This window comes from Acididesulfobacillus acetoxydans, from assembly GCF_902729405.1.
Taxonomy (GTDB): Bacteria; Bacillota; Desulfitobacteriia; order Desulfitobacteriales; family Desulfitobacteriaceae; genus Acididesulfobacillus; species Acididesulfobacillus acetoxydans.
On the sequence record NZ_LR746496.1, the window covers coordinates 2797426 to 2822506 of the forward strand.

At 57.4% G+C, this 25081-nt stretch carries 20 protein-coding genes, 1 pseudogene and 2 riboswitches; of the genes and pseudogenes, 18 read left to right on the forward strand and 3 right to left on the reverse strand.

The features are described from left to right. Positions 1 to 78: 78 nt before the first annotated feature. From MNU25_RS12395 to MNU25_RS12415, 5 genes are all read left to right on the forward strand, one after another. Complete coding sequence (locus MNU25_RS12395) at positions 79 to 2748, forward strand: molybdopterin-dependent oxidoreductase (protein WP_240985355.1); 2670 nt, start codon at positions 79 to 81, stop codon at positions 2746 to 2748. A gap of 19 nt (positions 2749 to 2767) precedes the next feature. Beyond that, positions 2768 to 3364 carry a 4Fe-4S dicluster domain-containing protein gene (locus tag MNU25_RS12400; RefSeq protein WP_240985356.1) on the forward strand — a complete coding sequence of 199 codons (597 nt, stop codon included), beginning with the start codon at positions 2768 to 2770 and terminating at the stop codon, positions 3362 to 3364. Positions 3365 to 3429: 65 nt separating this feature from the next. Next, entirely contained in the window at positions 3430 to 4317 is an 888-nt protein-coding gene (nrfD, locus tag MNU25_RS12405) for an NrfD/PsrC family molybdoenzyme membrane anchor subunit (protein ID WP_240985357.1), read from the forward strand. Positions 4318 to 4513: 196 nt separating this feature from the next. Then, positions 4514 to 5137 carry a DUF1847 domain-containing protein gene (locus MNU25_RS12410; protein ID WP_240985358.1) on the forward strand — a complete coding sequence of 208 codons (624 nt, stop codon included), beginning with the start codon at positions 4514 to 4516 and terminating at the stop codon, positions 5135 to 5137. A gap of 218 nt (positions 5138 to 5355) precedes the next feature. Continuing rightward, positions 5356 to 5491: riboswitch (molybdenum cofactor riboswitch) on the forward strand. Next, positions 5490 to 6512 (forward strand): molybdopterin-binding protein, encoded by a 1023-nt coding sequence (locus tag MNU25_RS12415; protein ID WP_240985359.1) that lies wholly within the window; start codon positions 5490 to 5492, stop codon positions 6510 to 6512. Its footprint overlaps the riboswitch before it by 2 nt. A gap of 50 nt (positions 6513 to 6562) precedes the next feature. Here the strand turns inward: MNU25_RS12415 and MNU25_RS12420 are convergent, their stop codons facing one another. The 3 genes from MNU25_RS12420 to MNU25_RS12430 form a co-directional block, all read right to left on the reverse strand. Continuing rightward, the gene (locus MNU25_RS12420) at positions 6563 to 7177 is read right to left on the reverse strand and encodes a class I SAM-dependent methyltransferase (protein ID WP_240985360.1); all 615 of its coding nucleotides are present in this window, start codon (positions 7175 to 7177) and stop codon (positions 6563 to 6565) included. Positions 7178 to 7306: 129 nt separating this feature from the next. Continuing rightward, entirely contained in the window at positions 7307 to 8632 is a 1326-nt protein-coding gene (locus tag MNU25_RS12425; protein ID WP_240985361.1) for a VWA domain-containing protein, read from the reverse strand. Position 8633: 1 nt separating this feature from the next. Beyond that, positions 8634 to 9518, reverse strand: a complete 885-nt coding sequence (locus tag MNU25_RS12430; RefSeq protein ID WP_240985362.1) for an AAA family ATPase — start codon at positions 9516 to 9518, stop codon at positions 8634 to 8636. A gap of 1101 nt (positions 9519 to 10619) precedes the next feature. Between MNU25_RS12430 and gad the strand changes: the two genes are divergently transcribed. From gad to MNU25_RS12495, 13 genes and pseudogenes are all read left to right on the forward strand, one after another. After that, positions 10620 to 12005 (forward strand): glutamate decarboxylase, encoded by a 1386-nt coding sequence (gene gad, locus MNU25_RS12435; RefSeq protein ID WP_240985363.1) that lies wholly within the window; start codon positions 10620 to 10622, stop codon positions 12003 to 12005. Between the two features lie 230 nt (positions 12006 to 12235). Then, positions 12236 to 13492 carry a cobalt-precorrin-5B (C(1))-methyltransferase CbiD gene (gene cbiD, locus MNU25_RS12440; protein ID WP_240985364.1) on the forward strand — a complete coding sequence of 419 codons (1257 nt, stop codon included), beginning with the start codon at positions 12236 to 12238 and terminating at the stop codon, positions 13490 to 13492. A 263-nt stretch (positions 13493 to 13755) separates the two neighbouring features. Continuing rightward, positions 13756 to 13932, forward strand: a riboswitch (cobalamin riboswitch). Positions 13933 to 14023: 91 nt separating this feature from the next. Next, complete coding sequence (cbiE, locus tag MNU25_RS12445; protein WP_240985365.1) at positions 14024 to 15241, forward strand: precorrin-6y C5,15-methyltransferase (decarboxylating) subunit CbiE; 1218 nt, start codon at positions 14024 to 14026, stop codon at positions 15239 to 15241. Continuing rightward, positions 15238 to 15960, forward strand: a complete 723-nt coding sequence (gene cobI, locus MNU25_RS12450; protein WP_240985366.1) for a precorrin-2 C(20)-methyltransferase — start codon at positions 15238 to 15240, stop codon at positions 15958 to 15960. Before cbiE ends, cobI begins: the two co-directional genes overlap by 4 nt. Then, complete coding sequence (cobM, locus tag MNU25_RS12455) at positions 15950 to 16714, forward strand: precorrin-4 C(11)-methyltransferase (RefSeq protein ID WP_240985367.1); 765 nt, start codon at positions 15950 to 15952, stop codon at positions 16712 to 16714. The genes cobI and cobM overlap by 11 nt, the downstream gene beginning before the upstream one ends. Beyond that, positions 16711 to 18033 carry a cobalt-precorrin 5A hydrolase gene (locus tag MNU25_RS12460; protein ID WP_240985368.1) on the forward strand — a complete coding sequence of 441 codons (1323 nt, stop codon included), beginning with the start codon at positions 16711 to 16713 and terminating at the stop codon, positions 18031 to 18033. Before cobM ends, MNU25_RS12460 begins: the two co-directional genes overlap by 4 nt. Beyond that, positions 18030 to 18719: a precorrin-3B C(17)-methyltransferase gene (gene cobJ / locus MNU25_RS12465; RefSeq protein WP_240985369.1), complete on the forward strand. Its 690-nt coding sequence runs from the start codon at positions 18030 to 18032 to the stop codon at positions 18717 to 18719. The genes MNU25_RS12460 and cobJ overlap by 4 nt, the downstream gene beginning before the upstream one ends. Next, positions 18716 to 19717, forward strand: a complete 1002-nt coding sequence (locus tag MNU25_RS12470; RefSeq protein ID WP_240985370.1) for a precorrin-6A/cobalt-precorrin-6A reductase — start codon at positions 18716 to 18718, stop codon at positions 19715 to 19717. Before cobJ ends, MNU25_RS12470 begins: the two co-directional genes overlap by 4 nt. Next, positions 19693 to 20061, forward strand: a complete 369-nt coding sequence (locus tag MNU25_RS12475; RefSeq protein WP_240985371.1) for a sirohydrochlorin chelatase — start codon at positions 19693 to 19695, stop codon at positions 20059 to 20061. The genes MNU25_RS12470 and MNU25_RS12475 overlap by 25 nt, the downstream gene beginning before the upstream one ends. Beyond that, positions 20058 to 20657 (forward strand): annotated as a pseudogene (locus MNU25_RS12480) (precorrin-8X methylmutase); the annotation flags it as partial. The gene MNU25_RS12475 and the pseudogene MNU25_RS12480, both read left to right, overlap by 4 nt. Positions 20658 to 20708: 51 nt before the next feature. Continuing rightward, a complete protein-coding gene (locus tag MNU25_RS12485) occupies positions 20709 to 22253 on the forward strand; it encodes a cobyric acid synthase (RefSeq protein WP_240986831.1) in 1545 nt (514 codons plus the stop codon). Positions 22254 to 22256: 3 nt separating this feature from the next. Further along, positions 22257 to 23297 (forward strand): adenosylcobinamide-phosphate synthase CbiB, encoded by a 1041-nt coding sequence (cbiB, locus tag MNU25_RS12490; RefSeq protein ID WP_240985372.1) that lies wholly within the window; start codon positions 22257 to 22259, stop codon positions 23295 to 23297. A gap of 177 nt (positions 23298 to 23474) precedes the next feature. Continuing rightward, a complete protein-coding gene (locus MNU25_RS12495; protein WP_240985373.1) occupies positions 23475 to 25052 on the forward strand; it encodes a cobyrinic acid a,c-diamide synthase CobB in 1578 nt (525 codons plus the stop codon). Positions 25053 to 25081 lie beyond the last annotated feature (29 nt).

Genomic DNA, 25081 nt, shown 5'->3' on the forward strand with positions numbered 1-25081 from the left:
GATTTGTCATTCGCATAAATTCAAGAAAAACTATATGCTTACTATAATAAAGAAAATGTGTACAAAGGGGGTAGGGATATGAGCTCTCAGAAAGAACGCAAAGTTGCGGCCAGACAGACGACCTCTTCCCGCGATGTGGAGTGGGTGCCGAGCATTTGTAATTTTTGCTCAACGGTCTGCAACGTTCGTGTAGGTGTAAAGACGATTGACGGGAAGAAAACGGCGGTCAAGATCGAAGGAAATGCGAACAGTCCCTTGAACCGGGGCAAGACCTGTGCCCGCGGTCAGGCGGGCTTGCGCCAGACCTATGATGCTCAACGCCTGACAACCCCCCTGATTCGGGTTCCCGGCTCGAAAAGGGGGGAGTGGAACTTCCGTCCCGCTTCCTGGGAGGAAGCTTATGGCTACGTCATGCGCAAGCTGGAGGAGTATCAGGTTCAACCGTGGGAGATGAGTATGGTCGGCGGCTGGACTTCCTGTGTCTTCTATATGCCTTTGGCTTTATCTTTCGTATTTTCCACCGGTATTCCCAATATTGTCGCTTCGCCGATGCAGCAGTGTGTCGCGGCCGGGCATTTCGGCAATGACCTAGTCACAGGCAATTTCAACTTTCACGACGAGGTCCTGGCCGATTTCGAAAATGCCAAATATATTATTTTATCGATGACCAACTCCGGCGTGGCCGCTGCTTCCACCAGCCGTTTAGTCCGTTTTGCCGAAGCCAAAAAACGAGGGGCGAAGGTGGTCGTCCTCGATCCCCGCCTTTCCGAAACGGCCGCCAAAGCGGACGAATGGCTGCCGATCAAACCCGGTACAGACGGTGCCTTTTTTCTCGCTCTCATTCACGTCATGCTGCGCCAAGGCTTGTATGATGAAGAGTTCCTCATCAAGCACACGAACATGCCTTTCTTGGCGCTGGAAAATCAAGGGATGGTCGTGCCCCTGACGGAGAGTGACGAACAAGGCTTTCCCACATCCTTCCGGGTTCTGGATCGGATCAGCGGCGAAGTGCACCGGCTCCCGGGTTACAGCAACACGAATGCCCTCGATACGGAAGGGAAGAACCTCGTGCCGGCTCTGGAAGTACCTCAGGGATTTGCGCTTGACGGCAATAAGGCCAAGACGATCTTTCAGTATATGTTGGAACAGACGGCGAAATTCACTCCCGCTTGGGCTGAACAGGAAACCGGTCTGCCGGCGGCGACCATTGAGCGCATTGCCCTGGAATTCGGCCAAACTCGCCCCGCCTTAGTGGATCCGGGTTGGCATGGCGCCCGTTACGAAAACATTCTCAACACCCGGAGGCTGCAGTCTGTCCTCCAAGCTCTGGTGGGTGGATTTGACACACCGGGAGGCTGGCTGATGTCCGGGGAATATCACGAAAAACTGTTGGCTTTCCTCAAAGCCAGGCAAGAGGGGAAAGAAGTCCCGGTTCTGAGTCTGCCCGGCTTGCAGTTTCCCCTGACGGCCGCGGGAAAGTTCTTTAACCCAGCCGAATGGTCCCATGGTCACCCTTCTTTTGCCATGGCCAAATCGATTGCTGATAAAGCGGAGGGCAAACCCGGTGTTATTTTCCCGGCCTTTTCTGATTACGGTTTGGAGGAGGCGGTGGAAGGGAAGCTCATGTTCAACGGGGAGCCCTATCGAATCAAGGCCCTTTTGATGAATGCCGCCAATCCTGTGCGCCATTTCTATCCGGATACTCGTTGGAAAAACATCCTCACCCATCCCAACATGGGTCTCGTCGTGGCTATTGATATTGTTCCATCCGATACGGCGGCTTATGCCGATGTAATCCTGCCCAATCAAAATTATATTGAGCGAGACGAGCCGTTCCTTTACGGCGCCGGTCCCGCCACAGATCTCGCTCTCACGACCCGGTTCAGTGCCGTGGAGCCTCAGCCGGAGACTAAGGGCACCGCTGACATCCTGTTCGAGTTTGCTGTCGGTTTCGGTGCCCTGGACAAATTCATGGAGACGATTTCCGCTTTCACAGGCTATGACTTGGCCGAAATTAAGGAGGAGGTCGGCAAGGCGACTAAAGGTGAACAAACCTTCACCCAAGCGATTCGCCGCGTATCGTTCAAACATCACGCCCGGGCGCTCGGACAGAGTCCGGAGCAACTGGAGAAGACTCTGCGCGAAAAAGGTGTCCTGGTGGTGGAGTCCAAAGAGAAACTAATGGAACACGCAGCGATCTGCCGGTGTCTCCCCGTCCCGACCCCGTCCGGCCGCATCGAAATCTACTCTCTTCTTTTGGCCGGGTTTGTCCGGCAGGAGGGCTACCGGATCAACTGGGACCCGGGGTTGGTCTATATGCCGCCTCAATTGAATCAGGAAAAGAAGCCGGATGAGTTTTTCTTCACGTACGGGAAAACGCCGACCGTTTCCTACGCCTCGACCAATTCCAACAACCCCATTCTCATGGCCTTGTCCAAAGCCAAAGAGGACGAATTCATGGGGCTGTGGATTAACCCCCAAAGAGCGAGCCTCTTGAACATTATGACCGGCGACACAGTGACCGTGGAAAACTGTCTCAGCGGGCAAAGCGTCCGGATTAATGCTTTTGTCACGGAAATGATCCGGCCGGATACGGTGTTCATGTCCTCTTCCTTCGGCACGGAAAATCCCTTGCTCAAGTACAGTTCAGGTGTAGGTACGGCTCTCAACCGGCTCGTTCCCTATCAAGTCGAGCCGATCGTCAGTGCTTTCAAGACCCAGGAATTCACCGTACGCGTTACGAAGTAAGGGAAAGGGGGAAAAGAGCATGTCACGTTATGGCATGGTGATCGATTTGCGCTCCTGTGTCGGCTGTCAGGCCTGCAGCGCAGCCTGTGCCCTGGAAAATCAGACACCCTATTGGTCTAACAAATGGCGGACCAAAGTGATGGATATACAGAAAGGCGAGTATCCCAGTACCGGCCGCTATTTCGTTCCCACGATTTGCATGCACTGTGAGGAGCCGGCCTGTATGACTGTCTGCCCGTCCAAAGCGACTTTTAAAAGTGACGAAGGTTTCGTTTTGGTCAATTATGACACTTGCTTGGGTTGCAAGGCCTGCATGGCCGCCTGTCCTTACGGTGCCCGCTACGTCTACGACAAGAAAGACGTAGCCCAGGAAAAAGAAGTTTACGGTGAGGTGAGCCAGCATAAAAAAGTGCACGTGGATAAGTGCACGCTTTGCCAAGACCGCGTCAGCCGCGGCCTGGAACCGGCCTGTGTCGCAACCTGCCCCACGCTTTCGCGCCAGTTTGGCGACCTGGATGATCCCACAAGTACGGTAGGCAAAGCGGTCTCCAGCGGGCTGGCCAAACCTTTGCGCCCGGATTTGGGGACCAAGCCGCGCGTCTATTATATCTATTGATCCTAATGTTTACTTTCCCGATATCTGTCCGGTGTGCAAAAGAAATTCGAAGGAGGGATTGATCTATGGCCCAGCCTATGCATGTTGAACGGCAAGAAGCCTATGAGTGGCCGGTGTCCGTCTATTTGTTCTTCGGCGGTTTGGGGGGAGCCCTCATGGCCCTGGCTTTCATCTTTCACTTCTTTGCGGCGACCCAAGTGATGATTCCCCTGACCGTGGTCTCTGCTCTGGTCTTGTTTGCTCTGGCCGGTGCCTTTCTGGTCTTCTTTGACCTGGAGAGGCCAATCAACGCGGTTTTTTCCTTAAATAATTTCACCAAGTCAGGAGTCTCCTGGGACGTCATTCTCATCGGTTTTAATTATGTGGCCGGAATCCTGTTCGTCCTGCCTCAATTTGCCTATGTCCCGGTTCTCAGCGGAATCAGCCAGGCTCTGACTCCTTACCAGGTCTTCTTCGGTGCCATAGCCGCGCTGGCGGGGTTCTTGTTCCCGATCATTTCGGGCGGGCTCTTGGCGGCCCCCGCTTCCATTCCCCTCTGGCATACCCCGGCTTTGCCTTTGCTCTTTCTGATTACGAGCTTTGAATTGGCCCTGGCTTTTCTCGGCAGCCTCTTTCCCGTCTCAGGCACGCTCTACACCGTGTTCGCCGGGGGCATTTTCGCCTTTTCACTCCTGGCCTTCGGGATTTCCCTGGCCTACCTTGAGCATACGCATAACGGCCCCGTGGAAGCCACGGAGGGAATGCACCGCATGTTAAAAACCCCCCGTTTTCTTCTGCTCTATCCGCTCGTCGGCCTGCTTTTCCCGCTCGTGCTCAGCGCTTACCTCGTTTTCGGCGGTTTAGAGAGCACCTGGGCCATGCTGGCACTGACGGTGGCCCTCTTCCTGGGTGGCTTCGCCCTGCGCAACTGCCTGATCCTCAACGGCATTGAGACCTATCCCTGGCCGTATTAGGGCAGGGGAATGTCCAAGCCCTTGTGACGCCATCCGGTACAGGCAGGTCGGTCTGCACCCCAGAACGACCTGCCTGACTTTTGAGTCTGACGACTATTTGGTGAGATTCTATGTATTGAGATATTGAGGGTGGCTTGCTTGATTTGTCCCCTAAATTGCGATAACATGCAAGGGAGAACCAGGGAGGGTTTCTCCCTTGCTTAAATTGGAGTGGTTAAGAATGCCCCAGCAAACGGCCTACGGTTGTCTCTATTGTCAGACGGCGGCGAGTTTCAAAGGGGACACGGCCCGTATGCCCAAAACCTGTCCGACGCTCACTCATGAAGAGATCGCGAAGGACATTCAGGGCTACCGGGAGGAACCCTTAAAGACACTGATGCAGAAGGCCGATCGGACTCCTTTTACGCCGGACGGAGTCTTGCGCAACCGGGTGGAGGAACTCATCTTCTTCGCTCAGGAGATGGGATACCACAAGATCGGCATCGCTTTTTGTGTCACGCTCATGCCGGAGGCGCAGACCTTGGCTAAACTCTTGCGAGAGGAGGGTCTGGAAGCGATCCCCGTCTGTTGTCGGGTGGGCGCCGTTGATTACAGCGAAATCGACTTGCCCAAAGCTCACCCGGAGCGCTTCGCGGCCATTTGTAACCCGGTGGCCCAGGCTAAACTGCTCAACCTGGCGCAGTGTGACCTGGTCGTGCAAGTGGGGCTGTGCCTGGGTCACGATATCATTTTACAGCAAACATGTCAGGCACCCGTCACGACCCTGGTGGTCAAAGACCGAGTTCTGGACCACAACCCGGTGCGGGCCTTGCGCGGATAAAGCGAAGCGTTGCCCGGCGCGCCGCGGACCATTCCCGCGGCCCGTTGGAGATACGGCGGCACCGCTGTGAGCCTGCCGTGCGGGTAACAGATGACCCGCTGCGGACTATTTTTCGAGACAGACCCCGATGACCGCTGCGCAGCGCCTGTAGAGGGCGAATCGCGCAGACCGCGCGACTCCGTAAGGCGGCAGAAAACGTTTCCCCGGGCATGCGTGCAGAGACACGCGGATTCCGAGCCCCGCTTCCTAAAGGTCTCCAAACCCATGGAACAGGGCCGTTTCAGAGATGAAACCGGGGTTTGCTTAGAAATGAGCACACCTTCCGAACCAGAAAAGGAGGCTATACCCAGCTATGCAAAAAATTCGAGTAGAAGATGCCGTCGGTTCCGTTCTCCTTCACGATTTGACCCAAATTCTCCCGGGTGAGAGCAAAGGACCGCGTTTCAAGAAAGGACATATCGTGCGGGAGGAAGACATTCCCGTCCTCCTCAGCATGGGCAAGGAAAACCTTTATGTCTGGGACCGGACGGAAGGGCTCGTCCATGAAAATGAGGCCGCCGAGCGGCTGGCCCGGGCGGTAACCGGACCCGGGCTGCATTTGAGTGAGCCCAGCGAGGGAAAAATCACCCTTACGGCCGAGTATTCCGGGTTGCTGTATGTGGCGGAAGAGGCGGTTTATGACTTAAATTCGTTGGAGTATATCGTCCTGGCCACCCTGCACAGTCACCGCCCCGTGGAAAAAGGGGCTAAAGTGGCGGGGACGAGGGTAGTGCCCCTGATGATTGAGGAAAACATTTTAGCGGAAGCAGAACGAGTAGCTCAGTCTCATAACGGCCCGATTTTGGAGGTGAAAGCGCTGCGTTCCTGGAAAGTGGGTGTCGTCACGACCGGGAGCGAAGTCTATCACGGCCGGATCAAGGACAAATTCGGCCCGGTGGTCCGGGCCAAGATCGAAGGCTGGGGTTCGACGGTAATAGGCCAAAGCTTTGCCGACGACGACATTCCTATGATCCAGGGACGCATTCGCGAACACCTGGATAAAGGCGCGGAAATGGTTCTGGTAACCGGCGGCATGTCGGTCGATCCGGATGATGTGACACCTACGGCCATCCGGGAGCTGGGCGGAGAATTGGTCACCTACGGTTCTCCTGTTCTCCCCGGGGCCATGTTCTTGCTGGCTTATTTGGGCGATATTCCCATCATGGGGCTGCCCGGCTGTGTCATGTATTCCAAAACGACGGTCTTCGACCTTGTGGCACCTCGGGTCTTGGCCGGAGAACACCTGACTAAGCGCGATATTGCCAAGCTCGGTCACGGCGGGCTCTGCCTGGAGTGCAAAGTCTGCACTTATCCTCACTGCCCGTTCGGAAAGTGAATTTTACAAAATCCGAACAGGATGTAGTATATCCAGGTCGAACTTCTACTCTAAGCCATATGCGACACTTTAGCGGCTTTGAGGAGGACATGGCCGGGCGCGAGCGGTTGGAACCAGATGTTACCGAAACCGGCGGCTTCGAGGAGAGAACTCCACTCTTGCGCAGACTTACGGTCAGCCAACGGAGGACCCATGGGGGTCTCCTTTTTTTGCCATTCGATAATCCAAATCCGGCCCCCGGCTGAGAGAATCCGCCACGCTTCCCGCAGGTAGGCCAACGGATCCCCAAGCTCGTGCAAGACGCCCGCAATCAGGACAATCGCTACGGATTCCGCCGGCAGGGGAACGCTTTCGTCTTCAGCCTGATGAATATGGATCCGCTCTCTGACCTGCCGTTCCTCTGCTCGGGCCGCCAAAACCTTCAGCCGTTCCGGCTCTACATCCACAGCCTCGATCTTTCCCCGGGGGCCCACCATCTCCGCGGCCCTGAGGGCAAAGAAACCGAAACCGCAGCCCAGGTCCGCCAGGGAATCGCCCGGCTTGAGGCCGAAATGCTCGAGGATCTGCCGGGAGGGAAGGAGTTTCTCTCTCTCGGCAAAGTTCATCAAATGGTTAGAATTATGGTGCTCATGGCTGTCCACGTGATCGTGGCTGTTTACAGGCACTGTAAAAACCTCCCAATGTCTAATCTCTCAGGTAATATCTCATTGTCAGATATCTTTTGCCCTGAAACACGAGCCCGCTCTGAATGGGGCCGTGCCGAAGATGCGACCGTGCACTTTCAACAGGCTTTATCACCTGAGCAGTGCCCCGGCGATGAGGTGAAGGTCCTGCACCGTCCGGCAGCGGTACACGGCCCGGCAATAGGGGCGATAAGATGGCAGGGCATTGTCTCTGGCCAGCCATTCCTCTGGATTGAGGGGGTTGAGCCAGAGAATGCTGCGCACGTTCTGTTCAATCTCCGCTAAGTACTCAGCTTGAGCGGGCCGGAAATTATTCCTGCCGTCGCCGAGGATGAGGAGAGTGGAAAGCGCGGAGATCTCAGGCAAAACGTTTTCCGCCAGCTGCCGGAAAACCCGGCCGTAATCCGAAAAACCGGAACTGGCCTTCCCGGACCAGGATTGGATAGCCGGGGAGAGATCCTGTAAATCGTCATCCCAGATCTCGGCGGGAACATCCCACAAAGTGTCTATAAAGAAAAAGAGACGGACGCGACGGAAGTTGGCGCGCAGGCGAGCCACCAAGAAAAGCAGAAACTCGGCGTAAGGCGCCACAGAGTTGGACACATCACAGAGAACGACAAGTTCCGGGATCCGAGGGAGCCTGCGGCGGTAATGCAGATGAAAAGCGCGGCCGTCATTGCGGGAAGCTTCGCGTACTGTTGCCCGGAGATCGAGGGCGCCCCGGCGGGTCGGGGAAAAACGCCAGCCCGGCCTGACCGCCAGCCTGCGGCCCCACTGGCGGATGGCCGTTTGCACCAGGCTTCTTTCCTCGGCCGTGAGTCCCAGAAGGGGTTTATGCTGCCAGGATTCCCGGTGCAGAGACTCCCAGCTGTTGTCCAGTTCAATGTTTCGGATTTTCAGTTCCCGGCGCAGAGCCTCTGCCAGGGATTCCAGGTGGTTCCTGGCTTCCTCGAAGTCGTCGGCGGTCGTTTGCCCCCGGCTGAAGGCCAGTTCCTGAGCGTTGAGCCAGGTGTGGGCCCCCGCTTCTCCGAGAAGCTGTCTAACCGTCTCTTCCAGGGCTACCTCGGGCACGGTCCGGTCCCAGCCTGCCAGAAGGGCGCGTACCTTCGCAAAAGAAGGCCGGCCGGCCTGGAGACTGACCCCGCCACTGCCCCGGCCCTGCCCCAGCTCACCGGGGCCTGAGGCTTGAGCCGGAGCCGAGCCCGGATTTCCTTTTCTTTCCTCGGCCAGGGGAGCCCGGTTAAAGACGGCTTGCCAAACCAGTTCGAAAGCGTTCATCTCCTGAGGCCTATGAATCAGGGTAGCCCGCAGCACCTGTTTCTCGGGTAAGTGCGGAAAACGCCGCAGCGCCTTGAGCGCCTCGCCGAGATCCTGAGTTGAGACGGGAACGACATAACGGAGGGCGCTTGTGAAGACGAGAAAGTGCCAACCGTCCATCTCACTGAACCTCGGCCGCGCGCGCAGCTTCCGTTTGCCATTGTTGCAGGCGTTCCTCCAGCTTGGCCAGATCTTTGGGATATTTGAGCAAGACGGCCAGGGTGCCGGGTAATTGGTCGAGCGCAAGTTGTTGCCGTTGCAGGGCATGCAGAGCTCGGGCAAAATCGAGGCTTTCCGAAACGCTGGGCAGTTTGCGCAGAGGGAGCTTGCGCACTTTGGCCACAAATTCCGCTACATCGTCTAACAGGCTTTGAGCAATTTCGGGACATTGCCGGCGCAAGATGGCCACTTCCCGCTCCAAAGTAGGATATGACAGATTGAGATTGACACAGCGCCGCCGCAAAGCATCACTGAAATCCCGGGCATTGTTGCTGGTCAGGATGACGACCGGCTTGTGTTCTGCCCTTATCGTGCCCAGTTCCGGAATAGTTACTTGAAATTCCGCCAATAATTCCAGCAGGAAGCTTTCAAATTCTTCATCACTTTTGTCAAGTTCGTCGATGAGCAGCAATACGGGTTCAGAGGCCCGAATCGCCTGTAACAAAGGGCGCGCCAAGAGAAATTCCGCTCCGAACAGATCCGTCTTAATCGCATCCCAATTTTCCGTTTTCCCTGCCTGGAGGCGCAATAACTGTTTGGCGTAATCCCAATCGTATAAGGCCTTAGCCGTATCCAACCCCTCGTAGCACTGAAGCCTGAGCAGACGCCTGCCCGCTGCTCTGGCCAAAGCCAGGGCCAGTTGAGTTTTGCCGACCCCGGCCGGACCCTCTATCAGGCAGGGCTTTTCCAGGGCCAAGGCCAGAAAGAGCGTCGTCGCCGGCTCTTCATCCAACAAGTAGCCTTCGTCGGCCAAGGCCTCGAGCAATGCCGCTGGTGAATCCCACATTTTGCTAACCTCCCCGGCAACCTTATCCTGTGGCGATACCAAGATTTTGCTGTGACTTCCCCGATTAAGTTCACTTGGGCCTGGGAATCATGTATCCATTGCCTAAGACTCCCGCTTCTTATTTTAGCATTGACCGGGCACAGAACCAAGCGCTCCATAAAGCAGCCTTTTCCGGCTCACGGCGTCCGCATAGACCGGCGAGAGGGGGGGAAAATAGGTTCATCCCAAGCAAAAAAGGAGGCCAATATGGGAGCACACAAGAAGGTTTCCCGTCCGAAATCCCCGGTGACGCTCCGGGATCCTCACTACTCGGAGTTTGATACACAGAAAGAGCGCAATATCCAGGCGGCGCATAAGCCTAACCACGAATAAGGGGAGAGGGGAGTGTGAGCGACTGTTCATACTCCCCAAAATCACCTCACCGCCTTCGGCGAAGTGGAACACGGCATAAGGAAATTGACGCAGGGGGTTATCATGCATGTTGTTGTCTTCTCCCAGCGGGGAAATATTCACCCCCAAATTGAGCAAAGATCAGAGATGGGTTAACACTGTAAACCGGTAGGAAAACAAAAGGACCTCGGTGAAAAGTATACGCTAAGAAGCCGCTTATTTCCAGTCCGGAGGGTGCTTGTGAATATCTTCATCTTCAGTGTGCTTGCAGGTATGTTCGTGCCGCTTTGATACTTCATGCGGCTGACAGCGTCCGATGCAATTTCGATTCCTCCCGGTCCTACAGGCCGGTACGTTCGTGCCGCCTTTTAATACTTCATGCGGGACAGCGTCCGGCTTAGGGGCTGCTTTGGGGTATGGCCGAGTATCCTCATTACCGTGTTGATGTTGCGAGTGAAAAGAGATATACTGACAGGCAAGACGTGATTCTGACAGCGAAATTTCGTAAGAAGCTGTTGCTCCGAATGATAGCGTATCACTGGGGAAACATTATTTGTGAAGACGGAAAAATAGTGGTTGTGGAGAGGAAGGCAGTCGCGGAGAGAAAGTCAGTGCGGGTAATACCGGATTATTAAATAGGGCAGGAGTGCCACTTTAGGTGCGGGTAATACTTATGCGGACAATATTTGTGTGCGAAAGGTGGGATAGAATATGGCCTTGCATCGTCGCAGAACCAAAAAGGACGAGGAAGAATTTGAAGACATCTATACTGATCCGGTGTCTCTGATGCAACTCCCCAAAAGCAAGCTGCCGGAAGACGCTTCTAATCCTCGGGTAATAAAGCAATTAATCCGTGATGAACTCTTCATGGATGGAAATGCCCGGCAGAACTTGGCGACCTTTTGCACTACATATATTGAAGACGAAGTCCGGGAGCTTATGGATTTGTCAATTGACAAAAACATGATAGACAAAGATGAATATCCCCAAACGGCCGAAATTGAACAACGCTGCGTAAACATCTTGGCAAACCTTTGGCACGCACCGGACAAGAAAGGCACCATCGGCTGCTCGACAACGGGATCCAGTGAAGCGGCCATGCTGGGCGGCTTGGCTCTCAAATGGCAGTGGCGCAAGCGGCGTGAGGCAGAGGGAAAACCCACGCATAATCCTAATTTTGTCTGCGGGCCGGTCCAGATATGCTGGCACAAATTTGCGCGTTACTTTGATGTCGAGATCAGAGAAGTTCCTTTGAAGCCCGGTGAGTTGGGTATGCGGCCCGATCAGCTAAGAGATTATTGTGATGAGAACACGATTGGCGTCGTGGCGACTTTGGGCAGCACATTTACGGGGATTTACGAACCTGTGCGGGAGTTGGCGGAAGCCCTTGATGTGATTGAGAATGAAAGGGGCTGGGATATTCCCATTCATGTGGATGGGGCCAGCGGGGCTTTTATTGCGCCTTTTATCCAAAAGGATCTCAAGTGGGACTTTAGCATTCCCAGAGTTAAATCCATTAACGCTTCGGGTCACAAATTTGGCATGGCTCCCTTGGGTGTCGGTTGGGTGATTTGGAGAAGTCTAGCCGATTTGCCCGAGGAATTGGTCTTTAACGTGGACTATTTGGGGGGACAAATGCCGACCTTTGCTTTGAATTTCTCCAGACCGGCCGGGCAGATCATCGCTCAGTACTATAAGTTCTTGCGCTTGGGCCGTGAGGGCTACACCGCCATTCAGCACGACTGTGCCCGTAGCGCCCAATACTTGGGCGAGCAGCTGAAAGGAATAGATAGGCTGGAAATATTGTATGACGGTCACGGCGGTATACCGGCAGTTTGTTATACTCTCAGAGATGAAAAGGCAACGGAATTTTCCCTGTATGATCTTTCGGAGCGTTTAAGAATGCGCGGCTGGCAGATCGCTTCCTACCCGCTCCCGGCCGAGCGGCAGAATACAACTGTCCAACGCATCTTGATCCGTCACGGGGTCAGTCGCGACATGGTATCCCTGCTCCTGAGTGATTTGCGCAGGGAATTGGAACATCTGCAGAGTAACTCCGTGGTGAGTTCGGGCGACAGGATTGGTTTCCATCACTAGGCCTGTCCCGTCAACAGGTAATTCTCTCCATTGTCTACAGGTTCAAGGTGACTCATGTATCCCGCCACAAACCAGAAGACCCATGGAATGGCTGTGGCTAAAGCATAAAATAGAAATGGATGCGGGTATTTCTGAATACTTACGAGAACCCTCCTTGACTTAGATAATGGAGAATATTGTTCTGAGGGACAAGAACATGAAGGCAGGGCAAGAAAGTATGAGTAAAAGCCATGGGTAAAAATAAGGATCCCCACACTTGGCGACAGGGGTATACTACCGGAAGCTGTGCGGCCGGGGCGGCCAAGGCCGGCTGCCTTCTCCTGCAAGGCATCGACGGCCGCGGGGGGCGGACAGAGGAAGCGGCAAAAGCGAAGCCGGAGAACAAGAAATCGCTGGAGACCGGTGCGCGGATGACAGATGCGCCGCCAACAGATGTGCGAAAGACTGAAGCGGAAAAGACGGGGCCTGAGAAGACAACGGTGGATATTCCCCTTCCGGATGGCGGTCGGCTCATCTTGCCGATAGCCAATCAGGACTTGCGCTTTCCGGAGGCCTGCGCGACCATCGTCAAAGATGCCGGCGACGACCCGGATGTTACGGACGGGTTGGCTATCGTCGTCACCACGCGCCTGCTCGCTCCGCAGGGAATCATCCGGGTGCAAGGCGGCAGGGGAGTCGGCCGGGTGAGCAAGCCCGGATTGCAGGTTCCGGTCGGGGAAGCGGCCATAAATCCTGTGCCCAGGCGCATGATTGAAGCCGCCGTGCGCGAAGTGTTTCCGCGGGAGGAAGTTGAAGTCACCATTGAAATTCCGCGCGGGGAAGAGGCGGCAAAGCACACTTTGAACCCGCGTCTGGGCATTAAAGGGGGACTCTCCATCCTGGGCACCACAGGCATTGTCCGGCCCATGTCGGAGGAGGCCTTCAAAACCTCGATTTTGCCCGAATTGGATCAGGCGGTTGCTTACGGCCATCATCGTATCATCCTGACCCCCGGCCACTATGGCTTTCGCACGGCCACCGAGCAGCTGGGCGTTCCGGCCGAGGCCGTGGTTCAGATGAGCAACTTCGTCGGCTTCCTCTTGGAGGAAGCGGCATACAGGGGTGTCCGGGAAGTCGTCCTCTTCGGGCATATTGGCAAACTGATCAAAGTTGCCGGCGGGATATTTCATACCCATAACCGGATGGCCGATGCTCGGATGGAAATTTTGCTGGCTGAGGCCGCTCTGGCGGGACTCAGTACCGCGCGCCTGAGAGAGTTAGCCGCGCTGCCGACGCTGGAAGGGGCGGCCGGATTACTGATGGCGGCGGGAGAGGGATCTATCCTGAACGGTCTGGCCCGAAAAGCAAGCCGGCGGGCCCGAGAATATGTGCGGGACCAGATGGAGATTGGGACAGTGTTCACTTTGCTGGACGGCCGACTCATCGGTTGGGACGAGTTGGCTCCGGCCATCTTTGTCGAAGCAGGCTGGTCTTGGCCGGGTGTTTGAACGGCAAACATATAGTTACAAAGCGGTAAACTCTGGTTGCGAAAGGACCGAAGCTCCGGTCCCCTTACCAGGATTTGCTTAGAAATTTTGTCCCGCACAAGGGGTGGTCTGTCTGGCGGAAGAGGCCTAAGTGTAGTACAATCTATGGTAGTGCAATGAAATCTATGGTAGTGCAATGAAAGGATAATTACAGGCAGCGTCCATTTCTGGGTTCATCTGGGGCACTGAACCTTACCTTGACAACTGACATTGGCCCTGACAATTGAAACACAATACCTTGGGGTTCCCTCTTTGAGGGATAATAGGGAAGCCGGTGTGAATCCGGCGCGGTCCCGCCACTGTGAAAGGGAGTTTTCCGTGATAACCACCGGCGTGAGCTGGGAAGGGACGTGAAAGCAATGATCTTGAGCCAGGAGACCTGCCCCGGGGTTGGCACAGACCTACGAGCGATGGGGGATGTGGTTGGCGGGAAACCATTTCGAGCTTAAGAAGTAGAAGCTCGATTTTTCGTTTTAAAAAGGGAGGTTTGGCATGATTCATGTAATCGGGGTCGGCCCGGGCCGGCCGGAATGGGTTCCACAGGCGACACATGACATCGTGGCTCAGTGTGATGCCATCGTCGGCAGTTCACGCGTGCTTCACCTGTTTCCCGAACTGCGCAAAGGCAGCTACCATTTATCCGGGGATATGGTGCAAAGTTTGCAGCTGGTGGCTAATTTATTGGAAGAAAACATGGTGGTCGGTGTGCTCGTCTCGGGGGACCCCGGCTTTTTCAGCTTTCTTGCGGCCTTGCGCCGGGAGTTTACGGAAGAGGTCATCAACGCGCACCCGGGTCTGAGTGCCGTCCAGTTTGCCTTTGCCCGGGCGGGGATTCCCTGGCAAGACGCTTCCTTCGCCAGTGTTCACGGGCGGGACCTGGCCAGTTTGCCCAGGACTATTCTTAAGCCTTTGGCCGTCCTGACGGGGGGAAACAATACTCCTCAAAAGGTAGCGCAGCTGCTGCTGGAACGCGGCATCAACCCCAGGATTTCGGTGGGTAACTCTTTGTGCTACCCGGAAGAGGTCTGGGAAACCTTGGACGCGGAACAATTGGCGCGCTATCCCCAACCGTTGAGCAACGCTATTCTCATTATTTATCCCACTTTCCCCCAAAACCCCTGGCAAGACAATGCCCTGCGCATTGGCATTCCCGACCGCGAATTTATTCGGGGCGAAGTCCCCATGACCAAAGCGGAGATTCGGGTGCAAGTGTTGGCCAAGGCTCAGATTTCCCTCCATGACCACATCTTGGATGTGGGGGCGGGTACGGGAAGTATCGCCATTGAGGCGGCGGCTTTGGCGGGGGAGGGAATAGTCTACGCGGTGGAAAATGACCCTGAGGCTCAGGAACTGATTCGGGCTAACCAGCGTAAATTTGCCGTCAGCAATTTACAACTCGTGGCCGGGACGGCACCGGAGATTTTCGCCCGCATTCCCCCCGTGGATGTCTGTATTATCGGGGGCAGCCGGGGCAGGCTGGCAGCGATCATCGAAAAAGCTCCCCTGGTTCAGGGCGGCCGCCTGGTTATGACGGCTGTGACTTTGGAAAACACCCTCAAAGGTTTGGAGGCCTTGGAAAGACTGAATTTCGCCGACATTGAGACCATTTCCATCCAGGCCGTGCGCTGGCCAAAGATTTCCGATTTGCACATGGCCCAATCTCTCAACCAAATCTTTATCACTTCAGCGCGCAAAGGAGGAGAACTGTGATAAATTGGGGTGTGTTTTATGGAGTTGGGGTAGGTCCCGGGGATCCAGAACTCTTGACCCTGCGGGCGCAAAAAATCCTGCAACAGGTGGATTTTCTGGCGATTCCCAAGTCGCGTTTGGAGAGAGAAAGCGTTGCCTGGGAAATAGCCCGCCCCTACTGCCGTCAGGATGCCGGGATAATTGAGCTTGAACTGCCTATGACCTCCGAACGTGCCCGGCTGGAAGCGGCTTGGCGGGAGGGGGCGCAAAAGATTCTGGCTCATCTTGAACAGGGAGCGAGTGTGGCCTTCATCACCTTGGGAGATCCTTCTCTCTACAGTACTTACAGCTACTTGGTAGACGGCCTGAGGGCACTGGTTCCGGAAGAGTGCATCCGGACCGTTCCGGGGATCACGGCCATGTCGGCGGCCGCGGCCCTGGTCAACCTTCCTTTGGCTGCGGGAGATGAACCCCTGCTGGTTTTGCCCAGTGCCGAAACGGCGGCGGCTTATCAAGACTTTCCCAATTTGGTCTTTTTAAAAGTATCCAGACGTCTGCCGGAACTTCTCGCAACTTTTGAGCAAAGCGGCAGGCCCGCGGTCCTCCTGACCCGAGTGGGACAAAAGGGGCAGACGGTGCGCTGGCAGCCCCAGGCGGCCGATTTGGGTGAAGAGGGCATTGACTACTTGAGTTTGATGTTGGTCAAGGGAGCGAAGGAGGAGGAAAACAGTGGCCGCTGAAGTGGTATTTGTGGGAGCCGGCCCCGGGGACCCGGAACTTATCACCCTCAAAGGGCAGAAGGCCTTGGAGCGGGCGGAGCGGGTCATCTATGCCGGCTCCCTGGTTAATCCCGCGCTCTTGGACCATTGCCGCCCCGGCATCCCGCTCCACGACAGTTCCGCTTTGACCTTGGAAGAGGTCGTGGAAATCATGGTCTCGGGGGCAAAAAAGGGGGAATATGTGGTCCGTTTGCACACGGGGGATCCCTCACTTTATGGGGCGATTCAGGAACAGATGGACCGCTTATCCCAAGAAAAGATTCCTTTCTCCGTCATTCCCGGTGTCAGTTCGGTTTTTGCCGCCGCCGCTGCGCTGGAGCGCGAATTCACGCTCCCGGCCGTGTCCCAGACTTTGATCCTGACCCGTTTGGCCGGCAGGACACCCGTGCCGGAAAAAGAGAATTTGGCCGCCCTGGCCCGGCATGGAGCGAGCATGGCCATTTTCCTCAGCGTGCAGGAGATCGGTCAAGTGGTCGAGAGCCTGCGCTCGGGCTACCCCGCCTCGACGCCGGCAGCCGTCGTTTATAAGGCAAGCTGGCCGGATCAGAAGATCCTGAGGGGAACTTTGGCGGACATTGAGGAACAGGTCCAACGGGAGGGCGTACGCAAAACAGCCCAGATCTTAGTGGGGGATTTCCTGACTTCCCCTTACTCTCGCTCCAAGCTCTACGATCCTGGTTTCAGCCACGGCTATCGGCAAGGGAAGGCCGAATGAAGGCGGCCCTCATCGCCTTAACGGACCGGGGAGGGGCTGTAGCTCGAGCTCTGGCCGGAGTATTGCCCGAGCCCGCCGATATCTTCCTGCATGTGCACTGCTCTCCTTTTCCTGCTTGGGCCCGTCCTTTCCGCCGGCTTAAGGAGTTACTGCCCGAAATTTGGCAAGAATACCGTTTGTTTGTCTTCGTCATGGCCAGCGGAATTGCCGTCCGTCAAATTGCGTCCCTGCTGCATAGCAAAGATCGGGACCCGGCGGTCCTGGTCGCAGACGAAGGAGGGAGATTCCTGATTCCGCTCCTTTCGGGGCATTTGGGCGGAGCCAATGCCTGGGCTAAGTTCTTAGAGGAAAAGACCGGCGCCCTGGCCGTGATCACCACCGCCACCGATGTCAACGGCTTGGTCGCTCCGGATGAATACGCCCGCCGCCTGGGCTGGCGGGTCACCCCGCTCGCCAATCTGCCGGCCGTCAACCGGCACCTGCTGGAGAAAGGCTATTTGACAGTCGCCACCGAGTTTGCGCTGGCTCCCGGGCACCCGCTCCGTCAGGATCCCAACTATCTCTTCCTCGGGACGGCCGGGTTGAGCCCGGGCAGTAAGTTGAGCCGGAAGACGGATAGACCGAGCCGGGAAGCGGATAACATAAATACTCTCCCTGCGGACGCCGGCAGCGGAGGAGGAGCGCGGAACGCAGGCCGGAACAGCGCGGGTACGGGAAGAGCGGCGCAGAATGCGGGCCGGAACAACACAAGCAGGGGATGGGCACTACGGGACGCAGGCCGGGAGAACCGAAGCACGGGAGCGGCGCGGGAACTTGACCGGAGAGAAGTAACCCCCGGAGCTCAGGTGATTATTTCCGCTTTTCCGGGGACGGCAAACGGGGGTATTTACCTCGTTCCCCCGGTGATCAGTATCGGGGTGGGGTGCCGGCGGGGAATAGACAGCGCCGCCGTGCTCGAGGGGATAGAAGTGGCCCTGGAACGGGCGGGAACCTCTTCTCTCGCCGTAAAAGGACTTTACAGTATCGATTTGAAAGCCGGCGAACAAGGACTGCGGGAAGCGGCCAACCACTTGGGCCTTCCTTTCCGGACCTTTGCCGCCGAGGCAATCCAAAGAATGAATGAAGAAAAAGGACTGAGCCGCTCCGGCTTTGTTCGTAAGATGATTGGGGTGGATGGGGTATGCGAAGCAGCGAGTCTATTGGGAACGGAGCAGGGGGTCTTGATTCTGCCCAAAGTCAAAATGGCCGGCTTGACGTTAGCTCTCAGTCTGGAAAGATCTTTGTCGTGGGTCTCGGCCCGGGAAATCCCGAACATATGACAGAACGGGCCAAGGAAGCTTTGGCTGAGGCGGACACGGTCGCCGGTTACAAAACTTATATTGACTTGATTCGCCCTCTCTTGCGAGAGCAGACGGTTGCGGCCACAGGCATGCGTCAAGAGGTGGAGCGCTGCCGGGAAGTCGTTCGCCTGGCTGGTAAAGGACACAGGGTTGCCTTGGTGTCGAGTGGGGACGCCGGTATTTACGGCATGGCCGGCATCCTGATCGAATGCCTGTCTGAGGCTGACCTTTTGGCAATGCCGCTGGAGATCATCCCCGGCATAACGGCCGCGAACGCCGCCGCGGCCGTCTTGGGTGCCCCTTTAATGCACGACTTTGCCGCGATCAGCCTCAGCGATCTCTTGACTCCCTGGGATGTCATTTTGCGCCGGGTGCATTTAGCGGCAGAGGGGGACTTTGTCATCGCGCTTTATAACCCGAAAAGCGCCGCCAGGACCGAACAGATCGGGGTTATCCGGGAGGTCCTGCTCCAGTACCGGGCTGCGGAAACGCCTGTGGGCATCGTGCGTGAAGCCCTGCGCGGACCGGGATCCGCAGCGGTCATACGCACCCTGGCAAACTTTACTCAGGAGAAGATCGATATGTTGAGTACCGTCATCATCGGCAATTCCCAAACCCGCCGCCTGGGTCCGTATCTTGTGACACCCCGGGGTTACAGCCTATGAAGCTCCTGGTTCTGGCCGGGACCCGGGATGGCCGCTTCTTGGCCCGGGAGTTCGCCGGACGCGGACATGAAGTCCTAGTCTCCACTCTGACGGAATACGGGGCCGAGTTGGCTGAGGCCGAGGGGCTCAGGGTCCGGTACGGAGCGTTCTCGGCGGGCGAGTTGGACCGCGTTTTGGAAAGCGGGGCTTTCGACGCCGTGATCGATGCCACGCATCCCTATGCCCAGAACATCCGGGCCATCGCCCAGACGGCCTGCACGGGCAGCGGAACGGCTTATTTCCGTTGGGAACGCCCGGCGAGCGCCGGAGTTTTTTCCGGGAAGGCATCTTCCGGCAGAGAAAGACTCTCACCGGGGAAGAAGATTTACCCAGACGGCGTGGTTTCACGCAGGGGCGCAATTTCTCCGGGCGCAGTTTCTCCGGGCGCAGTTTCTCCGGACGCGGTTTCCCCGGACGCAGTTTCCCCGGAAGGTGGAATTCCCCCCGGACGCGTGGTTTCCTCTGCAGATAAATCCCCCACAAAAGAGGGTCGGCCGCAGGGGGGAATTTACTGGGCGCAAAACCTTACCGACGCGGCCGGACTCGCCGCAGGGCTGGGTGAGCGCATCCTCCTCACCACCGGCAGCAATGGCCTGCCGGAATGGCTGGGACAGGCCGTACTCAAGGACAAAACGCTGTTCGTCCGGGTCCTGCCCACAGCCAAAGTCTTGCAGCGCTGTGAAGAACTGGGCTTGAAGCCGCGCCAGATCATCGCCGCCCAGGGACCGTTTTCCCGGGAGTGGAATGAAGCTATGATGGCCCAGCTTGGGATCCAGGTGGTCGTGGCCAAAGACAGCGGACGAGAAGGAGGGACCCCGGCCAAAATCCTCGCTTGCAGCCGCAGAGGGATTCCCCTCGTTCTGCTCAAACGCCCGTCTCAGGTGAGCGCCTTTCTCTCCCCAAGCGAATTTATTGTGAAGGTGGAAGATGACTTATGGAAACGGAAATCATTCTCTTAGGCCACGGCAGCCGCCGGGCGGAAGCCAACCAAGGACTGATTGAGGTGGCGGACAAAGTGGAGGCCCTGATGGGGAGACCGGTTACGCCTGCTTTTATGTCTCACGGTTCACCGAGCCTGCCGCAAGCGGTCAGGGATAAAGCCCGCCAAGGAGCGAAGAAAGTAATCGTCATGCCTTTGTTTCTTTTTTCCGGCATGCACGTCACCGTGGATATCCACGAGGAAGTCGCGGAGGTGCGCGGGGAATTTCCCGAACTGGAAATCATCTTCAGCGAAGCCCTGGGAGCCGATGATATGATTGCGAATCTGGCCAGCTTGCGTATTAAGGAGGCAATGGGTGCATGAGTGTCTTTCTCACTGACCCTCAAGCCATAGAGAGCGAGAGCATGCGTTTGATCCGTTCGCAGTTGAAGCGTAACTGGAAGGCTGAGGAACTGCCGGTGGTCGAGCGCCTCATCCATACCAGCGGGGACCCCAGTTTGGAAGAAGTCGTCGCCCTGCGCCCCGAGGCTGTGGCGGCCGGGCTGGCGGCCCTGGAAAGGGGAGCATCCGTGATTACCGATGTAGAAATGGTTCGGGCCGGCATTGCCAAGAGCGCCTTAGCCCAGCTCGGCGGCCGGGTCGAGTGTTTTCTGCATGATCCCGAGGTGCCGGAGAAGGCCAAAGCTTGGGGGCTCACCCGGAGTATGACCGCCTTGCGCCTGCACGCGTCGAGCCTGGCCGGGGCCATCGTCGCCATCGGTAACGCCCCCACGGCTTTGTTGGAAGTTCTGCGTCTGACCGAGGACCCGAGCCTGCGGCCGGCCCTGATCATCGGTATGCCGGTGGGATTTGTCGGAGCTGCGGAAGCCAAGGAAATCCTCTGGCAGAACCGGGAAATACCCTGCCTGACGGTGCGGGGGACACGGGGTGGAAGCCCGCTGGCCGCCGCGGCTGTCAACGCCCTCATCTACCAGGCTGCAGCGAAGCGACAGCGGCAGGCCCGCACCTTAATGTTCCAAGGCACTTCCTCCAATGTGGGCAAGAGCGTCTTGACTGCGGCCTTTTGCCGGATTTTTTACCAGGAAGGGTACCTGACGGCGCCCTTTAAGGCCCAGAACATGGCTTTAAATTCCTTTGTCACGGCGGCGGGGGGGGAAATGGGACGGGCTCAGGTTGTCCAAGCTCAGGCGGCCGGCCGGGAACCGGATGTCCGCATGAACCCAATTTTGCTCAAACCGACGGGACAAGCCAATTCTCAGGTCATTCTCCTGGGCAAAGCCCAAGGCACTTTTCCGGCCCGGGATTATCACGGAGAATACCAAAAAACGGCTTGGCCGGCCGTGGAAACCTGCCTGCGTCAGCTGAGGGATGAGAATGAGGTCCTGGTCATTGAGGGGGCGGGAAGTCCGGCTGAAGTAAATCTGAAGGCCAACGATATTGTCAACATGCGGGTGGCGCGCGCGCTCCAGTCCCCGGTGCTGCTGATTGCCGACATTGACCGGGGGGGTGCCCTGGCCTCGGTGGTTGGCACTCTGGAGCTCCTTGAGCCGGAAGAACGCGCTCTGGTGAAAGGAATTATCCTCAACAAGTTTCGGGGGGATATCCGGCTGTTGCAACCGGCTCTCGACTTCTTGCGGGAGAAGACCGGGATCCCGGTTCTGGGGGTTGTGCCCTATTTCTCCGAATTCTCGATCCCGGAGGAGGATTCGGTGGTTTTGGAACAGGAAAAGACGCGACTGGCTAAACAGGCGCAACCATTGAGGCCGGGGCACGAAACTGACGCAGGTGAAGCAGCCGGACGGCTGGACATTGCGGTCATCCGTCTGCCTTACATTTCTAATTTCACAGACTTTGACGCTCTGCGCGACGAAGAGGATGCGGCGGTGCGCTATGTGGCCGACCCGGATGCCTTAGGCAGTCCCGATTTGGTCGTCATTCCGGGCAGCAAAAATACTTTGGCTGATCTGCGCTTTCTGCACGACAGCGGCCTGGCGGCCCGCCTGCGGGAGGACTGGCAACGGGGATTGCCTATCATCGGGATCTGCGGCGGCTATCAGATGCTGGGACGGGTGGTTCGGGATCCCCTGCACCTGGAATCAGCCCTGGAAGTTACCCCCGGACTCAATATCCTGCCTTTGGAGACGGAGATTTTACCGGAAAAGCACACCGTGCAAAGTCGGGGCAGCATCCTGGCCGGTTCTCTGTTCTTTGAACAATGCCGGGGCCAGGCCGTGTCCGGCTACGAGATTCATATGGGCTCCTCCCGGGCGGATGAGAATCAACCGCCGCTGTTTGAACTGGAAGCGGGGGGAGCCCCTTACGGGGACGGTTTGCAAGCGGGCACAGCCGTGGGCACTTACCTGCACGGCCTTTTTGACAACGATTCCCTGCGCCGGGCACTTCTGGCCTGGCTCTGGCAGAGGCGCGGGCAGAGCCGCCCCCCTGTCCGTTCCCTTTCTCAGGCGGCCATGCGGGAACAAGCTTTCAACCGGCTGGCCGACCTGGTCCGTAAGAGCGTGGATCTGGCGGCGATCCGGGCTTTGATGGGGCTCTGAGCTATGGGCAGCCTGGCCGGCTATATCCCCGTCTCTTTCCTGGGCAAAATGCCCGGCTTCCACCTGAGCCGGCCGCTGGCGTTTTTGCCCGGGGTCGTTCTCACCCCGGGGTGCGTCTTGCTGCTGGGGTTTATTTTGGACCGCATTCTGGGAGACCCAGTAGGTTGGCCCCATCCGGTCATTTGGCTGGGAAGGGCCGCAGCCTGGGGCGAGAAGCGCCTCAATCGGGGAACGGCTCGGGCCCGCAAGCGCAAAGGGATCCTGCTGGCCGTCCTCCTCATCGGGGGCACGTACGGTTTGACTTGGGGTTTGCTTAAACTGGCCGCCCTGATTCACCCTCTTGTGGGGCTGGCCTTGCAGGTTTGCCTCATCGCCTCGGCTCTGGCGGGGAAATCCCTCTTAGAGGCGGGAAAAAGTGTCTACCTGCCCCTGAAGATGGGGGACCTTCCTCAAGCGCGCCGGACTCTGGCCGGGTTTGTCAGCCGGGACACCTCACGCTTAAGCGAAGGGGAAGTCGTCCGGGCAACGGTGGAAACTCTGGCCGAGAATTTTGTGGACGGGATCCTTTCGCCCCTTCTTTTCGCTGCCGTAGGCGGAGCCCCGCTGGCCTGGGCTTTTAAGGCCGTGAGCACGCTGGATTCCATGGTGGGCTACCGCAATGAGCGCTACCGCTCTTTCGGCTGGTTTTCCGCCCGCGCGGACGATTGGGCCAATTTCCTTCCCGCCCGGCTCTCCGTACCTCTTTTCTTGCTGGCGGGCTCGGGCCAGGGGTTGGACGTGCGCTCGGCCTTACGCATTTGGCGGCGGGACGCCAAGTCACACCCCAGCCCTAACGGCGGCAACCCCGAGAGCGTGACCGCCGGACTCCTGGGCATTCAACTGGGAGGAATGAACATCTATCAGGGGGAGCTTTCCCACCGTGCGGAAATGGGAGATGCCCTCCGCCCTTTGCAAAGCGCTGATATTCGGACGACCCTGGCCCTGGTCCGCTTAGCTGCTTGGCTCTCCCTGCTCCCCGCTCTTGTGCTCGCTCTCGTGCTTTGACCGAGAGGCTTAGCCGCATGCCCCTGGCTTTAGACAGGCTTTAGCCATGGGGAGATTCAGGATTGGTGCCATCGCGCATTGACCTTTGTCGCTCTTACGCTATGACCTTGGTCTCGCACGGCAGGCAACCTTTGCAGGCAGCTTAATAGGATATTGCAACGGAGGAAGGTTTCATAGATGAGGATTCCCCGGATCGTAGTTGCCGGAACACACAGCGGGGCCGGTAAGACTACCTTGGCAACCGGAATCATGGCGGCTTTGGCAAGCCGGGGCCGGCCGGTTCAGGGCTACAAAGTGGGCCCCGATTATATTGATCCGAGTTATCACGCGGCAGCGACCGGACGCCCCGGGCGCAACCTGGATCGTTGGCTGCTCGGGTCGGAGCTGCCGCGTTTATTCATCCGGAGCGCCGCCGGATCGTGGGCCGTGGTAGAAGGGGTGATGGGCCTCTTTGACGGAATGAGTGGAAGCAAAGGTTTCGGGAGTACGGCGGACATTGCCAAATTGATTAAGGCGCCGGTCGTTTTGGTGATCGACGCGGTTTCTCTGGCTCAAAGCGCCGCGGCGCTGCTCTTTGGCTTTGACCGCTATGATCCGGATCTGCGCCTGCAGGGCGTGATCTTTAACCGGGTCAAGAGCGCGGCCCAGGAAAGCATGCTGCGTGAAGCGATCCGGGAGCAGGGGATTCCGGTCCTGGGCTGTATCCCTCAAGAAGATCGGGTGCGCCTGCCGGAACGTCACTTGGGTCTGGTCCCGGTGGGTGAGGAAGGACTGGCCCCGGACTATCTGGAGCGCTTGGCCGCCCGGATGGAAAAATATGTCGATTTGAGTCTGGTGGAAGACATCATGCAAGGGGCCCCACCGGCGGAGGAGGATGCCATGCCTGAGGCGACCGCAGCTGCCGGTGCGGCCGGCATGTCGGAGGCCGGTGTGTCAGAGACCGATGTGTCGGAGGCGAGTATGTCGGGGGCTGGTGTGTCCGCCGTTAGTGCACCTTTTCCCTCTGTGTTCCCGGCCTCTGCCTCCTCACCCGGTGCGGCTTCTCCGGCGGGAGCGTCCGGATCAGGGCCTAAGCGAGGAATCCGCCTGGGTCTGGCTTGGGATGAGGCCTTTTTGTTTTATTACCGGGACGCTTTGGAAACCCTGGCGGCAAAAGGTTTTGAACTCGTTCCGTTCAGTCCTCTGCACGATACCGCTCTTCCCCCTAAACTGGACGGTTTGTTCCTGGGCGGGGGATTTCCCGAACTGCATTTGTCCCAGTTGAGCCTCAATCATGCTTTTTTGCGTTCCCTTCGTACCTTTGCCCAGTCGGAAAAACCTATCTATGCGGAATGCGGCGGCTATATGTATTTGGGGCGCGGGATCCGCGACTTTCAAGGAAAACGCTTTCCGCTGGCCGGGGTTATCCCTGCCGAAGCGGAAATGACCCCGCATTTGCAGGGGATGGGCTACCGGGAAGGAAGGCTTGCTCTGGACACTTTCCTCGGTCCCATCGGTACAGTTGTGCACGGACACGAGTTTCATTACTCACGTGTCCTGCCCCCAAGCGGAGAAGCACCGGCTTGGCAATTGTACAAGAGCGGAAGTTTCCTTCGCTCGGACGGTTATGCTCGGGGCAGCCTCTTCGCGTCCTACCTTCATCTCAATTTTGCTGGGCAGCCGGAAATATTGGATCACTGGCTGAACTATTCTCAGCACCCCGTTCCGAGCGGCAGGCAGGAAAGCAGCAAGGCGGCGGACCTGAGCCGGGTATGAGTACGGCAGCGGGTTTAGTATTCCGGGGG

Excerpts from the sequence above, each read along its gene's own strand:
- MNU25_RS12395 (WP_240985355.1), top strand. The coding sequence starts at position 79 with ATGAGCTCTCAGAAAGAACGCAAAGTTGCGGCCAGACAGACGACCTCT.
- MNU25_RS12400 (WP_240985356.1), top strand. The coding sequence starts at position 2,768 with ATGTCACGTTATGGCATGGTGATCGATTTGCGCTCCTGTGTCGGCTGT.
- nrfD (WP_240985357.1), top strand. The coding sequence starts at position 3,430 with ATGGCCCAGCCTATGCATGTTGAACGGCAAGAAGCCTATGAGTGGCCG.
- MNU25_RS12415 (WP_240985359.1), top strand. The coding sequence starts at position 5,490 with ATGCAAAAAATTCGAGTAGAAGATGCCGTCGGTTCCGTTCTCCTTCAC.
- MNU25_RS12425 (WP_240985361.1), bottom strand. The coding sequence starts at position 8,632 with ATGGACGGTTGGCACTTTCTCGTCTTCACAAGCGCCCTCCGTTATGTC.
- MNU25_RS12430 (WP_240985362.1), bottom strand. The coding sequence starts at position 9,518 with ATGTGGGATTCACCAGCGGCATTGCTCGAGGCCTTGGCCGACGAAGGC.
- gad (WP_240985363.1), top strand. The coding sequence starts at position 10,620 with ATGGCCTTGCATCGTCGCAGAACCAAAAAGGACGAGGAAGAATTTGAA.
- cbiD (WP_240985364.1), top strand. The coding sequence starts at position 12,236 with ATGGGTAAAAATAAGGATCCCCACACTTGGCGACAGGGGTATACTACC.
- cbiE (WP_240985365.1), top strand. The coding sequence starts at position 14,024 with ATGATTCATGTAATCGGGGTCGGCCCGGGCCGGCCGGAATGGGTTCCA.
- MNU25_RS12460 (WP_240985368.1), top strand. The coding sequence starts at position 16,711 with ATGAAGGCGGCCCTCATCGCCTTAACGGACCGGGGAGGGGCTGTAGCT.
- cobJ (WP_240985369.1), top strand. The coding sequence starts at position 18,030 with ATGACAGAACGGGCCAAGGAAGCTTTGGCTGAGGCGGACACGGTCGCC.
- MNU25_RS12470 (WP_240985370.1), top strand. The coding sequence starts at position 18,716 with ATGAAGCTCCTGGTTCTGGCCGGGACCCGGGATGGCCGCTTCTTGGCC.
- MNU25_RS12475 (WP_240985371.1), top strand. The coding sequence starts at position 19,693 with ATGGAAACGGAAATCATTCTCTTAGGCCACGGCAGCCGCCGGGCGGAA.
- MNU25_RS12485 (WP_240986831.1), top strand. The coding sequence starts at position 20,709 with ATGTTCCAAGGCACTTCCTCCAATGTGGGCAAGAGCGTCTTGACTGCG.
- cbiB (WP_240985372.1), top strand. The coding sequence starts at position 22,257 with ATGGGCAGCCTGGCCGGCTATATCCCCGTCTCTTTCCTGGGCAAAATG.
- MNU25_RS12495 (WP_240985373.1), top strand. The coding sequence starts at position 23,475 with ATGAGGATTCCCCGGATCGTAGTTGCCGGAACACACAGCGGGGCCGGT.